The following is a 14,367-nucleotide window of genomic DNA, read 5'->3' as shown; positions in this document are numbered from 1 at the left end:
GCCCAAAACTCCGCGTAAGAAAAAGAGCGACCCCACTGCGCTTGTGGAAGCTGCGGCCGATCCAACGGCGTCTTCGTTGTACGTCCAATCGGTTGAGAAAGCGATGACCGTGCTCACCGCTTTTGACGGCAGCAAGCGGCAGTTGTCGCTCTCGGAGATCGCCGCGCTCACCGGCTTCGACATGAGTTCGACGCAGCGCTTCACGTTCACGCTTGCGGCGCTCGGCTATCTGTTCAAGGATCCCGAAAGCCGCAAATATGAACTGTCGCCCAAGCTGCTCGATTTCACTTACCACTATCTGACCTCGAACGACCTGGTAAGCCGCGCCACGCCGTATTTGCAGCAACTCGGTTCGGAGACCGAGGAGGCCACGAATCTCACGGTTCTGGACGGCACGGACATTATCTTCGTGTTGCGCGTAGTGAGCCGCAACGTCTTCAATGCGCACGTGATCACGGGCTCGCGCCTGCCGGCCTATTGCACGGCGCCGGGGCTGGCGATTCTCGCGACTTTCGACGACGGCGAGATCGACGACATTCTTCAGCGCACGAATCTTGTCGCGTACACCTCGGCCACGGTCTATCAGCCTCGCAAGATCAAGGAGCGCATTGCGCAGATTCGCAAGCAGGGGTACGCGCACACGGAAGACGAGTACTTCGTCAGCGATATTTCCACGGCCGCGGCTGTGACGAATTCGCGCGGGCGCGGCATTGGCGCGGTCAATATCGCTGTTGCGCGGCCGCGCTGGCAAGCGGATCGCGACGAGCGTCGCTTTGCCGATCTGGTCATATCGACGGCGTCGGCGATTTCATCGCGGCGGCGGGCCGACTGAGCAGCGTAAGGCGATGTGCCGGCGGGTCAAGCCGTTGCGGCGGTCCACGCCACTGTCTGAAAGCGCTTCAACGCCTCGCCGTTTTCGCGGAACAGGTGCACGTGACGAAGCCCGAAACCGGCCTCGATGGATTGGCCGTCGGTGGTGGTGGATTCGCCCGAGCCCTTTACCTGAATCAGTACGTCGCCTTCCAGATTGACGTGCAACAAGGTCTCGCCGCCGAAATGCTCGACGACGATGACCTTGCCGGACAGCTTGCCCTCCATGCCGCCCGCCGCGCTCTCCGTCAGATGCTCGGGACGAATGCCGAAGGTCAGGACGTCGCCCGCTTTTACGTCATCCGCGATAAACGGCAGCGTGACCGGCGTGTCGCCGGGCAGCCCGACCGTCACGCCCGCTGCATCCGCGCGTAGTACCTTCACCGGCAGGAAATTCATCTTCGGCGAGCCGATAAACCCCGCGACAAAGCGGTTCACGGGCGTTCTGTACAGGTCGAGCGGCGAGCCGACCTGTTCGACCTTGCCATGATTCAACACGACGATACGGTCAGCCATGGTCATGGCTTCGGTTTGATCGTGCGTGACGTAGATCATCGTTGCCTCGAGCTGCTTGTGCAGCTTGATCAACTCGAGCCGCATCTGCACGCGCAATGCGGCGTCCAGATTCGACAAAGGTTCGTCGAACAGAAACACCTTGGGTTCGCGCACGATCGAGCGCCCAATGGCGACGCGCTGACGTTGCCCGCCCGATAGCGCACGAGGTTTGCGCTCCAGCAATTGCTCGATCTGCAGGATCTGTGCCGCGCGCTGCACGCGTTGCCTGATTTGCGCTTCGGGGAGCTTGATCATCCGCAGCCCGAACGCAATGTTCTCGTAGACCGACATATGCGGATAGAGCGCATACGATTGGAACACCATCGCCACGCCGCGTTGCGACGGCTCCAGTTCAGTCACGTCTTCTCCGCCGATCAGAACCTGCCCCGAGTCGCAGCGCTCCAGTCCGGCAATCGTGCGAAGCAACGTGGATTTACCGCAGCCGGAAGGGCCGACAAACACCATGAATTCACGATCTGCCACGGCAATGTCGACGCTCTTCAACACTTCCGTTCCCGCAAACGTCTTGCGGATCTGATGCAATTGAACTGCGCTCATGCGTGTCTCCTGCTGATGCGCGCGCCGTGAGTCGGCGTGCGCAAGGTAACGGACTCGTGTGCGCCTGTGCCGTGCAACGCAGCATGAACCCCTTATCGAATTTGTTCTTGACAACCGGATCGAGTCCAAATATACAATTGTAAAACTGAAATTACAAGTGAAACGAAGTCGGTAAGAACCTGTGAGACATGCTTCGAACGGCTCAGCCGGCCTTGACCGCTTTGGGCCCTTTTAAAAAGAACTACCCAGGAGACAGGCATGAAAAAGCACAGCACGCAGGCCGCGGCGTTCGCGCTCGCGGGCGTTACCGCATCCTTGCTGTCGGTATCCAACGCGTCCGCCTGGACGCTGAAGGAGGCAGCCGAGCCCTATTCGGGCACCACCATCAAAGCCATATTTCTCGACCGGCCGGGTTACAAGGCCGCGTCGAAACTGATTCCGCAGTTTGAGAAGGAAACCGGCATCAAGGTTCGTACCGAAGTGGTCCCTTATGAGAGCACCCGCGAAAAAGAGGTGCTCAACTTCGTGGGCGGCGGCGATCAGGACGTGGTGCTGGTGGACGTGGTGTGGATCGGCGAGTTCGCGAGCAATAAATGGCTGGTTCCCATCAAGACGTTCACCGACAATCCCAAACTGGCCGACCCCAAACTCAATCTGCCGGGCTTCTTTCCGATCCTGCTCGATTCGTTCGGCACATGGGACAAGACCACCTACGGTCTGCCGTTCGATAATTACTCGGGCCTGATGTTCTACAACAAATGCATGTTGAAGGACGCGGGTTTCAACGAGCCGCCGAAAACCTGGGACGAGCTACTCAACGTCTATGCGCCCAAGCTCACGAAGCCCGAGAAAAACCAGTTTGCGTTCGCACTGCAATCGCGCCGTGGCGAAACGCAATCGGCCGATAGCTTCATGCGCGTACTGTGGCCGAACGGCGGCTCATTGCTCGATGCGAAGTTCAAATCGAATCTCATGTCGCCGCAATCGCAGGCGGGACTCGATTATCGACAGAAGCTGATGAAATACATGCCGCCGGGCATTGTCGATTTCGACCATGCGGAAGCGGTGAACGCGCTCGCGCAAGGGCAGGTCGCCATGATCACCGAGTGGTCCGCGTTTTATCCGACGCTAACCGATCCGAGCAAGTCGAAGATCGGCAACTGTCTCGCGATCACGGCTGAGCCGAAGGGAGCCGCCGGACTCAAACCCGCGCTCGGCGGTTTCTCGCTCGCGGTGAATGCCAAGTCGAATGCAAAGAAACAGGCGGCGTCGTGGCTCTTCATTCAGTGGATCACCTCCGAGGAAATGGCGAAACCGTATCTCGATGCGGGCGGCGTCAGCGGCCGCACGGCGGTCTATAAAGACCCGGCGGTGCAAAGCAAGTATCCGTTCGTCAAACCGATGGTGGAGTCGTGGCAGGGCGGCGTCCCCGACTATCGGCCGCGCTTCCCGGAATGGCCGGCGGTGTCGGAGGTAATCGGCGAGTGGGGCAGCAAGATCATGCTCGGGCAGGTTTCGGTCAAGGACGGTGCGCAGACCATCGGCGCCAAGACGGAAGAGATCCTGAAGAAAGCGGGTTATTACGACGGCAAGAAGTCCTTGTTGAAGTAACACCGCGGCGAGCGAGGCAGCGTGTGCAATGCCTCGCTCGCTGACGCAAGCCAACTTGCGGAGACGATTCATGCTGAAGTCCACGGTTCCACCAGCGACCGGCGCAGCGCGAGCGCCGCGGCGTGCGCGCTTTCGCTTCATGCCGCGCTCGCCTGCGTTCTGGTTTCTGTTCCCCGCGGTGGCGGCGCTGGCGATCATCGGCATCTATCCGCTGCTGCTCGCGCTTTACAACTCGTTTCATCGGTACAAGCTCGCGGATCTCGCCGGGGGCACGCCCTTCGTCGGACTCGACAACTACACGGCCACGTTGGCCGATCCATCGTTCTGGGGCGCGCTCGGCCGTACCGTGCTGTTTCTCTGCATGACCTTGCCGATCGAGATCGCGCTCGGTCTGTTCGCGGCGTTGATGCTGCACCGCACGGCGTTGCCGTGGTTGCGCGTGGCGGCCCGCGTGGGCCTCGTGATTCCGATGGCAACCACGTATGCGGTAGTCGGACTGATCGGCCGGCTGATCTTCAATCGCCAGTTCGGCGTGGTCAATTATTTGCTGAGCTTCTTCGGTATTCCGCCGCTCGACTGGCTCGCCGATCCCACGCTCGCGGTGATCTCCGTGATGATCATGGACATCTGGCAATGGACGCCGTTTTGTGCACTGATCCTGCTAGCGGGCCTTGCAATGGTCCCGAAGGAAGCGGAAGAAGCGGCGCGGCTCGAAACCCCGAAGTGGAGCAAGATTTTGTGGCACCTGCAGCGTCCCTATCTGTTGCCGGGGCTCACCGCGATCCTGATTCTGCGCTCCGCCGACATGCTCAAGATGTTCGACGCCGTGTTCACCATGACGCGCGGCGGGCCGGGCACGGCCACCGAATTCATCAGCATCTACATTCAGCGCGTTGCGTTCCGGCTGTTCGATCAGGGCATGGCGTCGGCCCAGGCAATCTTGCTGTTGATCCTCACGATCATGCTATCGCGGCTTTATATTCGCTTTGTTTATCGGGAGGCTGTGTGAGCACATCGACGGATACCAGCACCAGTGCGTTGCCGTTGTCGCTGCGCGCCCGCCGCGCGAGAAATGCGCGTCGCCGTGCGACGCTCTGGCATGCGATCGGCTTGCTGATCGTATTCCTCTCGTCGGTATTCCCGTTCTACTGGATGGTCACGACCAGCTTGAAGAGCCAGGCCGATGCGCTCGCGGTGCCGCCCGTCTGGTTCTTCACGCCGACAATCGCGCACTACACCGACGCGCTCTTTGAACACGACGTGGCGCAGAGCCTGTTGAACTCGCTGATCGTGGCGAGCAGCGCGACGTTTCTCTCCATCCTGCTCGGCACGCCGGCAGCCTACGCGCTCGCCCGCTTCGAGTTTCGCGGCAAGGAAGACCTGTGGTTCTGGTTTATCTCGAACCGGATGGTGAGCCCCGTGGTGCTCGCGGTGCCGTTTTTCCTGATCGCGACCAAGCTCGACCTCGTCGATACGCACATCGTTCTGATCCTGCTGTATCTGACGTTCTCGCTGCCCATCGTCGTATGGATCTGCACCGACCAGTTCCGCAACATACCGGTCGAACTCGATGAAGCCGCGCGGCTGGACGGTGCGTCGCCGTGGCGTGTGTTCTGGCGCATCAACCTGCCTCTCGCGATGCCGGGCATCGTGGTGTCCGCGATTTTCGCGTTCATCTTTTCGTGGAACGACCTGCTCTATGCACTGGTGCTGACACGCACCGACGCGATCACGTCACCGGTTGCCGCCACCAGTTACATGAGCGGCTACGAGTTGCCGTGGGGCGAAATCATGGCGACAGGTACGCTGATTGTGTTGCCGATGGTCGTCTTTGCGCTGGCGGTATCGGGCCGGCTGGTGCAAGGGCTTACGATGGGCGCGGTGAAATGAACGCTGACGCGGTCGACGGTGAATTACCATCGCGCTATTTACATCGAAAGCATCGAAAGCGAACCTATCCATGACCAGATCCGCGCCATCCGCTATTGCGTCGCTGCCCGAACTCCCTGTCGATACCGAGGAGGAATTGCAGGCGCGCGTCGCATGGCATTACTACGTGGGCAACCTCACGCAACAGGAGATTGCACACCTGATCGGCAGCAATCGCGTGCGCGTGAACCGGCTGCTCGCCGCGAGCCGCGAATCGGGAATGGTGCAGATCACCATCAACAGCCGGCTCGCACCGTGCGTGGCGCTGGAAGAGTCGCTTGCCAAACGCTTCGGCCTGGAGGCCGCGGTGGTGGTGCCCAGCGGCGGCGATGCGGAAGGCAACATGGCCGCGATCGGCATTGGCGCGGCGAATTACCTGGCGCGGCAGATCGAGGCGGGGCAGACCATCGGGCTCGGTTGGGGCCGCACGATCCGCGCCGTATTGCGGGCGCTGCCGCATCGGGCTTATGGACCGTTATCCGCCGTGTCGTTGCAGGGTGGGTTGTCGCATTGTCCGAGCATCAATACGTTCGACATCGTGTCCGACTTCGCCGACTTATGTCAGGCCGATGGTTTCCTGTTCCCGGCGCCGATCTACGTGAGCAGCCAGGCGGTGCGTGACATGCTGCTGCGGGAAGATGCGGTTCGCGAGACCTATGAACGTGCCCGGAAATCGGATCTCGCGCTGCTGACATGCGGCGACCTGGCGGAGTCGCTGGTGGTGACATATGGCATCACCGATCCCGAGCAGGTTCGGGCACTGAAGAAAGCGGGCGCGGTGGGCGACATGCTCGGCCACTTCATGGACGCCGACGGCGAGGCCATCGACCATCCGCTGAATCGTCGCACGGTTGCCGTCACGCTCGACGATCTACGCAAGATCCGCCGCGTGATTCTGGTGAGCGGCGGCGCGAAAAAGTTTGCCGTGACGCGGGCCGCGTTGCGCGGACGATATCCGTCGGTGCTGGTGACCGACGAAGACACGGCTCGCCGTCTCTGCGATGAACCTTGAAGCAATGATGAACCGGTCTTGGTGCATTCGGCGCATGGATCGAATGCAGGAGAGCACGGCCTTCGACGCGGTTCTATTTCCTTTATCCCTTAGTAGAGGGCTTTAGCCATGGAAGCACTGGTTCTCGAAGAAGCGCATCGCATCAGCCTGCGCCCGTTCACGCTGCCGCAAGTCGTGGGTCCGCGCGACGTGCGCATCCGTATCAATACGGTGGGTATTTGCGGCAGCGACATTCATTACTATCAGCACGGGCGTATCGGACCGTTTGTCGTCAACGAACCCATGGTGCTCGGCCACGAAGCGGCCGGCACCGTGGTGCAGATCGGCGACGAGGTCACGCATCTAAAGGTGGGCGACCGCGTCTGCATGGAGCCCGGCGTGCCTGACATGGAATCGCGCGCGGCGCGCGAAGGCATGTATAACCTCGATCCGAGCGTGCGCTTCTGGGCGACACCGCCGGTGCATGGCTGCCTCACGCCCTTCGTCGTGCATCCCGCCGCATTCACGTTCAAGCTGCCGGACAACGTCAGCTTTGCCGAAGGCGCGATTGTCGAACCGTTGGCGATCGGCATGCAGGCGGCGACGAAGGCGAAGATAAAACCGGGGGACGTGGCCGTTATTCTGGGCGCGGGCACCATCGGCATGATGTGCGCGCTGGCCGCGCTCGCCGGGGGGTGCAGCCGCGCGATCGTGTGCGATCTGGTGCCTGAGAAACTCGAACTGATCGGCAAGGTCCAGGGCGTGACGGCGGTCGACATTCGCGACCGGAAGCCGAAGGATGTTGTCGCGGAACTCACCGATGGGTGGGGCGCGAACGTCGTCTTTGAAGCCAGCGGCAACGAACGAGCATTTGATGGCATTGCCGATTTGCTGTGTCCCGGCGGTTGCCTCGTGCTCGTCGGAATGCCGCAGCGCGCGGTGGCCGTGGACATCGTGGCGGTGCAGGTCAAGGAATTGCGCATCGAATCGGTGTTCCGCTACGCCAATATGTTCCCGCGCGCGATCCAGTTGATCGCTTCTGGCCGGCTCGACGTCAAACCGTTCGTTTCGCGTTCGTTCGCTTTTGCGGATGGCGTGAAGGCATTCGAGGAAGCGGCAAGCGGCAACCCCAGCGACGTCAAGGTGCAGATCGTTCTGGAGTGAGCGGGTGAAAGGCGCGTTTCTCGGCGAAGTACTCCGTCGCCATCAGTTTGAAGGCGGTGACGGCGGGGTTGTCCTGATCGGAGCGCCAGGCCATGCTCATTTCGGCCTGAGTGGAGTTGTTGGCAATGGACCTGAATTCGACGTTGTCGTAGTGGAATCGTTGCGCGGAGGCTGGAAGAATTCCCACACCCAGCCCCGCGCGAACCAGGGACAAGATTGTCGGCGTCTGATCAATGTACTGGGTAATGTTGAGTTGCACGTCCTCGGCGGCGAGCATGCTCATGATCCGGTCATGAAAGTACTTGCCGTGGAGGGGTGAGTGCATGATGAATGGCTGATTGTGCAATTGTTTGAGTTCAATGCGCTTATGCCGGCAGAGTGCGTGCCCTTTCGGTAAAGCGACAATCAGCGGTTCTTCCTCCACCAGCAGAAACTCCAGTTTCTGCCGCGAAGTGATGGGCCGGAGAAATCCCAGATCGATGGTATTCGCGGAGAAGGCTTCGATCTGCGCGACGGAGATCAGTTCGAGCAGCACCACGTCGATGTCGGGCAAGACATTTTTTGCGGCGACCAATAACCCCGGTATCAATTCGTAGCCGGCCGCGCCGGTGAAGCCGATCCGCACGCGGCCCGTTTTTCCTTTGCTCGCGCGCCGGACCGTGCTCTCAGCTTGCTCGGAGAGGTTCAGCAGCCGTGTCGCATCCGCGAGGAACACGCGCCCTTCCGTGGTCAGCTTGACCGTGCGGCCAACCCGCTCAAACAGCTTGACGCCCAGATTGTCTTCCAGCAAGTGAATCTGTCTGCTTAACGGCGGCTGTGTCATGTTCAGCAGTGCCGCGGCGCGTCTGAAATTCAATTCAGTCGCCGCGGTGACGAAGCAACGTACCTGTGCGAGATCGAGCATTCTGTGTCGACGTGAAGGGATAAGTCGACGGTCATTATAGGTGCGGACGTTGGAATACGTGACGTGGCCCTCGCCGGCGCGACGCGCTAGCCTCATCGGCGGTTACGTGGTCAGGCTGCCTTCGGGTCGTTGCCCGGCGAGCGCCTGCGATAAACTCGCCAGCACCATTTCGCCCATCGCGGTGCGCGATTCGACGGTTGCGCTCGCGCGGTGCGCCTGAAGCACCACGCGATCCATGCCGAAGAGGGCGGCAGGCACATTCGGTTCGTCGACGAACACATCCAGGCCCGCGCCGGCAATGGCGCCTTTGGACAACGCTTCCACCAGATCGCTTTCCACCACCAGTTTTCCGCGCGCTACATTCACCAGGTAGCCGTCTTTCCCGAGCGCGTCGAGCACTGCCGCATCGACGATGCCTTGCGCCTTGTCGGCGGCCGCGGCCAATACGAGGATGTCGCAACCGCGCGCGAGCGCCAGAAGATCAGGAACAAATTGATGGGGGACGTCCTCCATGCGGCGCAAATCCGTATACGCGATCGGGCAGCCGAAAGCGCAAGCGCGTTGCGCGATAGCGCGGCCGACTTTTCCCATGCCGACAATGCCGACGCGTTTTCCGCTGAAACGACGGGACAGCGGCAATGCGCCCGGATGCGGATTTTTTTTCCAGTTACCCGTTTTCACGAAATCATTGCCCGTGCAGATTTCGCGGCAAACAGCCAGCATCAATCCGATGGCGAGATCCGCTACATCCTCGGTCAATGCACCGAAGGTCGCGGTGACCGGAATGCCGCGGGCACGCGCAAACGCCAGATCGACTGCATCCGTGCCGACGCCGTTGACGGCAATCACTTCCAATGCGGAAAGTCTTGCGATCAGATCGTTGGAAATGCCGGTATGTCCGCCGGTAATCACGCCCCTGATCGAGGCGCCGTGTTCACGAATGAAGGCATCCTTGTCGTGCTGTTCGAACAGGCGATGCACGGTGTAGCGTTCGCCCAATGTGTCGTTGATTGCCGGAACCAGGATGGGATTCAGTTGCAGGATGTTCGGCTTCAATTCAGACGCTCCTTGTTGACGGACAACGTGTTTGAGTCAGTGTCGCCGCGGATGATGTGCCATTTGCGGAATCGCGTCCAATCCGAAAAGTCTATCAATTGATCCACGAATCGATGGGACCGTGCCGTGGTTCGCGATCGATTCAATCCGGGCATCAAGTAATAGCGAGAAAAGATTGGACGGTGGGCTCGCCGATCAACAGAATTGGTCTTGTCATCAGAGAAGATCATTAAAAAAGCCTTTTCAATTAGATCGGAGACAACGTCGTGACAACGCCTCTTGGTACATCCCTATCCCTATCGGTCTTCGTTCTCGAACACAGTGCCGGATTCCGGCCGGAGAATCGGAGGGAAGCAGAATGAACAATGCTGACAGCGTTGTCGCCAATCCCGAAGCAGGCTCCGTCGCGGAAAGACGCACGGGCCACCGTTGGATAGTCATGGGCCTCATCTTCTGTATCTGGGCGATCGCCTGTGCCGACCGGGCCAACTTCGGTATCGCCTTGCCCTACTTGAAAAAGGAGTACGGCATATCCAACACGCAAGCCGGCTTGATCGTCAGCCTTTTCTCGTTCGCATACGGCTTCGTGCAAATTCCCGTCGGCCTGCTTTATAAGCGGCTCAGTGAAAAGACGACCGGCTTTCTGTTCGCGGTCTTCATGATCTTCACTTCGATTTTCACGGGCCTGATGGGAACGACTTCGTCGGTCTTTCTGATGCAGGTGTACCGCGTCGGCCTCGGCTTATCCGAAGGTCCGCTGGGCATCGGCTGCACGAATGTGATCAATCGCTGGTTCCCCGCCAGGGAAAAAGGCACGGCCACGGGTCTTTGGATTGCCGCATCGAAATTGGGCCCATTGATCGTGCCTTCGGTGTGCATCGTCGTGATCCAGTTGTGGGGATGGCGAGAGATCTTTTATGTTTTCGCCGTACCGGGAATATTGTTTGCGATCGTCTGGATGCTGCTGGTCACGAACTCGCCCAGCGAGAATAGGTTTTGTTCTCCGGCGGAACGCCGCTATATCATGGACGGCGCGTCCGTTGAGAGCAGCGGCAGAGAGTCATTACGCCGTCATCAATGGGCAACCATTCCGTATCTGGACGCCTTCAATCGTACCAGGCGTGTACCGCAACTCGAGACGATTCGCCAGGTGTTCGGTTCATGGAATATCTTCGGCGTGGCTATCGGCTATGGCTGCATGATCGGCATCAGCAACATCTTCATGTCGTGGATGCCAACCTACCTCGTCACGGTCAAGGGCTTTGCCTCTGTGAAAATGGGCTTTCTTGCATCGGCGCCCTTCATTGGCGCAGTGGCGGGGAACATGCTCGGCGGCGTCATTTCGGATCGCATCCTTGGCGGACGACGCAAGCCGATGATGATTCTCGGCGCGCTGGGAACAATGCTCATGATGTTGCTGCTCATCGACGCACCCGACAGCGTCGCCTTTCTTGGCGTGGTGCTGGTGATGTCGGGTCTCATGCTGGGCATCGGCTTCGCGGGGTATTCCGCCTATCCGATGGGCCTTGCCACTAAATCGACATACCCGACGGCATTCGGCATTGTGAACTGCGTCGGGCAAATCGGCGGCGCATGCGCACCGTTGGCCGTCGGCATGCTGCTGGATGCCTATAGCTGGACCAGTGTGTTTCTGTATATGGTCGGGACGGCGCTGTTGTGTGCGGTGCTGTTGCTCAGCGTCGTGGAGCCGGTGGCGGGGGAGACGGGTGCGAGTGGCGGAGTGCGGAAACCCAAATAGACCGCGTTACCGGACGATGTTCTGGACGGGCCAGCATTGCGGATCAGTTCCACACTGTCCCATGAGCGCGCGGTATTGCGTCGGTGTTGTCGACAGATGCTTGCGAAACAGTTTCGCCAGTCGGCCGCCACCGCCGATCCCGCAGTGCCTTGCAATCTTCTCGACCGGCAGGCTCGTCTCAACCAGCAATCGCCGGCTCATGTCGAGACGTGCCTGAAGCAGATGATCGGACGGCGTTCTCCCCATCTCGCTCTTGAAACGCCGCAGGAAGTTCCGTTCACTCATCATGGCGACGCGCGCCGCTTCGTCCATGGTCACGGCGCGGCCGATGTTCGCTTCCAGCCAGCGCGCGGACTCCATGATCTGAGCGCTGACGCGCGCCTCCGGCACCGTGTGACCACGTGTTACCGACTCGGCAACCCGTCGCGCGACGGCGGGCCCGAGGTCGTCTTCGACAATACATAGAGCCGCGCGTATTCGATGCGGCACGTTCGAGCACAGCCCCTCGGCAAATCGCGACCAGGTGACGTCGTCGTCGAAAAAGCCGGTTGTTCCGGCGCGGTCGATACCCGCCGCCTCGAGCAACAGGCGGCCCTCCGCGATGGGATGGATCGTCTCGCCGCGCCTCGACGCCTCGCGTAGCCAGGCGATCAGGCGAGCGTCGCGCAAAGCGCCGTCCGCACCTGTCCCTCCCACGACGAAGAGGGCACGGGATTCGCCCGTGAGACCATGCGAAGCGAAACTTTCGGTCCACACGAACACCGACGACGAACTCGCGATCCGCCCGCCCGAAGCGGAGAGAAGCGTCGCCTCGTATTGCACGGAGCCGGCGTGCGCCTCACGATTCAGCGCATTCGCGGCCTGAAACAGTTCGACAATCGACGCCGCGTCCGGCAGCGAGAACCCGTTGAACACTGCGATTTCGATGCGTTTGACGGTGCTCGTTTGCGGCAAAACGACTGACTGCCGCGCATGGTGTGATTGCGCATATTGAATCAGTCCCATGAACTTCCCCGGTGACAAGGTTTACCCTGCTTGAGCCGCCTAACGCCTCGATTCAGCGCTTCGTCCACGACCGCGATTGCTACGGAATTACTTTTGGGGCCGTGGGCGAGCACGCGCTGCGGGGCAAAAAAGGCGCTTGGAAAGCGGGCAGAAGATGTGGAGATTTTCACGCCGGCTTTAACGCATCCAAAGGTATCGGCGTGCGCCTCGATTGCTAGCCTTATATTGCAACGGAATATGAAATATGCATTGAGAGCGCCGGTTGCGATTCGCAAACGTTTTACGCCGATAAATTGTTCGAAACACCCGAATTCAATGACACGGCGGGTTTGAGAATGCCCGATGCTTAAATTGACGCCGGCAATATCATGCATGGCAATTTGAAATGGCATTCCGGGTTTTGAATCGGACCAGGCCCGCAGCGGAAAGCGCTCGGATAGTACGCGAACGTTCGTTCGTCGCGCCATCGGGCATGCGGTGCTGGGGCTGCAGAGCAGCAAATCGTCCTCAGATTGCCATACCAGATTGCGCGAAGCAAGAGCGCTTTCACTTAGTAAGAAAAGGCTGGGCGCCGCGTAAATGCGACTATGTTGCATTGCCGCAGGTGTTTAGTGTTTCGGGCGTTTAGGCGCGTCGGTTCATGTGGCGGATTCCGCCATCCAGCGGTTTATCGCTGGCGTAAAAAGAACATAGAAATAACTTTGCAATGAATTGAATATCAGTTATGCGCGCTCTTCCTGAATTAATTGGGCAAAGATTTATCTCATCCATGAAGAGCGCCTCGCGAAGACGTTAATCTTGCCAATCGTCTGCATCGGCGGGATAACCGCGATTATTACGACCTGCTTCTCGTCTCCGCCAGGCGCATTCAGGAAGTAACGACCGAGGCGCGCTAAATGCCACGCCCGCACAAGAAGGGCGAATACGTATCGATCGCCTCCTGGATCGGCGCGTGGTGTCCATATGCGAGGGTCGAGATGCCGAGCAGCGACGCGATTGCGAGCGGCCGAAACCGCGCCGGCAGCACGGGAGCATTCTTCCAGCACACGAACAGCACGGTAACGAGCGAGCCGACCCCCCAGCCTGCGATGACCTCGGACACGGTATGCGCGTCGTCGAACACGCGCGCGGTGCCGATGCCGGCCGCCAGTGCGAGTCCGAGGGTAAGCGCGAGGCGGGGCTGCGCGTTATCGCGACGAGGCAGACAAAGAATGAGCGCCATCGGCCACACGGCGGACGCGAGCATCGTGTGGCCGCTGATCACGCGAAAGTCGATAGCGCGTATCTGTATGCTGCAACCGGCATACAGGATCTTCGTCACGCCGACCATGAACGCGCCGGCCGCCAGCAGCGTCAGCCATGATGTCGCCGAGCGCCAGCCGGCCAGCGACATGGCCAGCCATGCCGCGCAGGCAATGGCGAGCGGCAGCGTGAGCGCCGCGTCGCCGAGGTTGCTGAGAGCAGACCACATTCGGATTCCTTTTTGGTTGGGCGGCGCTGCAAGCGCCCGCCGTTTTCGGTCAAATATGCATCGTCGCCATGCGGGCAGCGAAGTGGTGTTCGAAATCCGCCGCCACTTCGGGGTGCTGCCGCAGTCGAAACGAGCGCCATCATACCGGTAAGCGAATAGCCGCTCGTTCTCGTCCGTCGGCAACGACTGGATTGCATCTGTCAGTTGCAAGGCATCGCCGCTAGCGGGCCGCAACGCAAGGCACTCGCGGAAAGACCGGAACGGGTGTGCCAGCTACGCATCGACGCTGCGCCAGGACGCACGTGACTCTACCGGTATGGCGGAGAAGAAAAAAAGCCTGTCGGACGGGAGTGTCGACAGGCTAAGCGTCCAAGCGGGGTAACTTCCAATCAGAGAAGCTTCTTGGACGGACCAAGGCGGACTATAGGCGAGTTGCCGGTGGAAAACGACGTGACGGCGGCACAGAACACGTTCTTGGCGGAAGCGGTCAAAAC

The 14,367-nt window shown here is 60.1% G+C and carries 14 protein-coding genes; 8 read left to right on the top strand and 6 right to left on the bottom strand.

From position 1 onward, the window contains the following. The first annotated feature begins 43 nt into the window (after window positions 1–43). Window positions 44–832 (top strand): IclR family transcriptional regulator, encoded by a 789-nt coding sequence (locus tag CUJ90_RS21570; protein WP_227470627.1) that lies wholly within the window; start codon window positions 44–46, stop codon window positions 830–832. Between the two features lie 26 nt (window positions 833–858). Here the strand turns inward: CUJ90_RS21570 and CUJ90_RS21565 are convergent, their stop codons facing one another. Continuing rightward, a complete protein-coding gene (locus CUJ90_RS21565; RefSeq protein WP_114163900.1) occupies window positions 859–1,983 on the bottom strand; it encodes an ABC transporter ATP-binding protein in 1,125 nt (374 codons plus the stop codon). 258 nt (window positions 1,984–2,241) lie between these two features. On the opposite strand from CUJ90_RS21565, the gene CUJ90_RS21560 reads away from it, so the two are divergent. The 5 genes from CUJ90_RS21560 (at window position 2,242) to CUJ90_RS21540 (ending at window position 7,678) form a co-directional block, all read left to right on the top strand. After that, on the top strand, window positions 2,242–3,594 hold the full coding sequence (locus tag CUJ90_RS21560) for an ABC transporter substrate-binding protein (protein ID WP_114163899.1): 1,353 nt from the start codon (window positions 2,242–2,244) through the stop codon (window positions 3,592–3,594). Window positions 3,595–3,664: 70 nt separating this feature from the next. After that, window positions 3,665–4,603: a carbohydrate ABC transporter permease gene (locus tag CUJ90_RS21555; protein ID WP_244220108.1), complete on the top strand. Its 939-nt coding sequence runs from the start codon at window positions 3,665–3,667 to the stop codon at window positions 4,601–4,603. Continuing rightward, window positions 4,600–5,484 (top strand): carbohydrate ABC transporter permease, encoded by an 885-nt coding sequence (locus CUJ90_RS21550; RefSeq protein ID WP_084561447.1) that lies wholly within the window; start codon window positions 4,600–4,602, stop codon window positions 5,482–5,484. Before CUJ90_RS21555 ends, CUJ90_RS21550 begins: the two co-directional genes overlap by 4 nt. Before the next feature lie 70 nt (window positions 5,485–5,554). Further along, a complete protein-coding gene (locus CUJ90_RS21545) occupies window positions 5,555–6,535 on the top strand; it encodes a sugar-binding transcriptional regulator (protein WP_114163898.1) in 981 nt (326 codons plus the stop codon). A 108-nt stretch (window positions 6,536–6,643) separates the two neighbouring features. Beyond that, window positions 6,644–7,678 carry an NAD(P)-dependent alcohol dehydrogenase gene (locus tag CUJ90_RS21540; protein ID WP_114163897.1) on the top strand — a complete coding sequence of 345 codons (1,035 nt, stop codon included), beginning with the start codon at window positions 6,644–6,646 and terminating at the stop codon, window positions 7,676–7,678. Here the strand turns inward: CUJ90_RS21540 and CUJ90_RS21535 are convergent. After that, window positions 7,653–8,582: a LysR family transcriptional regulator gene (locus CUJ90_RS21535; protein ID WP_114163896.1), complete on the bottom strand. Its 930-nt coding sequence runs from the start codon at window positions 8,580–8,582 to the stop codon at window positions 7,653–7,655. The two genes, CUJ90_RS21540 and CUJ90_RS21535, sit on opposite strands and share 26 nt — an antisense overlap. 102 nt (window positions 8,583–8,684) lie before the next feature. Beyond that, the gene (locus CUJ90_RS21530) at window positions 8,685–9,638 is read right to left on the bottom strand and encodes a 2-hydroxyacid dehydrogenase (RefSeq protein WP_114163895.1); all 954 of its coding nucleotides are present in this window, start codon (window positions 9,636–9,638) and stop codon (window positions 8,685–8,687) included. Between the two features lie 358 nt (window positions 9,639–9,996). Between CUJ90_RS21530 and CUJ90_RS21525 the strand changes: the two genes are divergently transcribed. After that, complete coding sequence (locus tag CUJ90_RS21525) at window positions 9,997–11,397, top strand: MFS transporter (RefSeq protein ID WP_114163894.1); 1,401 nt, start codon at window positions 9,997–9,999, stop codon at window positions 11,395–11,397. Window positions 11,398–11,403: 6 nt separating this feature from the next. Here CUJ90_RS21525 and CUJ90_RS21520 read toward each other — a convergent pair whose 3' ends face one another. Next, window positions 11,404–12,219, bottom strand: a complete 816-nt coding sequence (locus tag CUJ90_RS21520; RefSeq protein WP_244220107.1) for a helix-turn-helix domain-containing protein — start codon at window positions 12,217–12,219, stop codon at window positions 11,404–11,406. Window positions 12,220–12,228: 9 nt separating this feature from the next. On the opposite strand from CUJ90_RS21520, the gene CUJ90_RS33620 reads away from it, so the two are divergent. Beyond that, the gene (locus CUJ90_RS33620) at window positions 12,229–12,360 is read left to right on the top strand and encodes a hypothetical protein (RefSeq protein ID WP_277998138.1); all 132 of its coding nucleotides are present in this window, start codon (window positions 12,229–12,231) and stop codon (window positions 12,358–12,360) included. A gap of 32 nt (window positions 12,361–12,392) precedes the next feature. Here the strand turns inward: CUJ90_RS33620 and CUJ90_RS32460 are convergent, their stop codons facing one another. Beyond that, window positions 12,393–12,998, bottom strand: coding sequence for a hypothetical protein (locus CUJ90_RS32460; RefSeq protein WP_152035373.1), 606 nt, complete (start codon window positions 12,996–12,998; stop codon window positions 12,393–12,395). A gap of 296 nt (window positions 12,999–13,294) precedes the next feature. Further along, window positions 13,295–13,873, bottom strand: a complete 579-nt coding sequence (locus tag CUJ90_RS21515; RefSeq protein ID WP_114163892.1) for a phosphatase PAP2 family protein — start codon at window positions 13,871–13,873, stop codon at window positions 13,295–13,297. Window positions 13,874–14,367: the final 494 nt, after the last annotated feature.

The organism is Paraburkholderia terricola (assembly GCF_003330825.1).
GTDB classification, from domain to species: domain Bacteria; phylum Pseudomonadota; class Gammaproteobacteria; order Burkholderiales; family Burkholderiaceae; genus Paraburkholderia; species Paraburkholderia terricola.
This window is presented reverse-complemented; position numbering and strand designations above follow the sequence as displayed.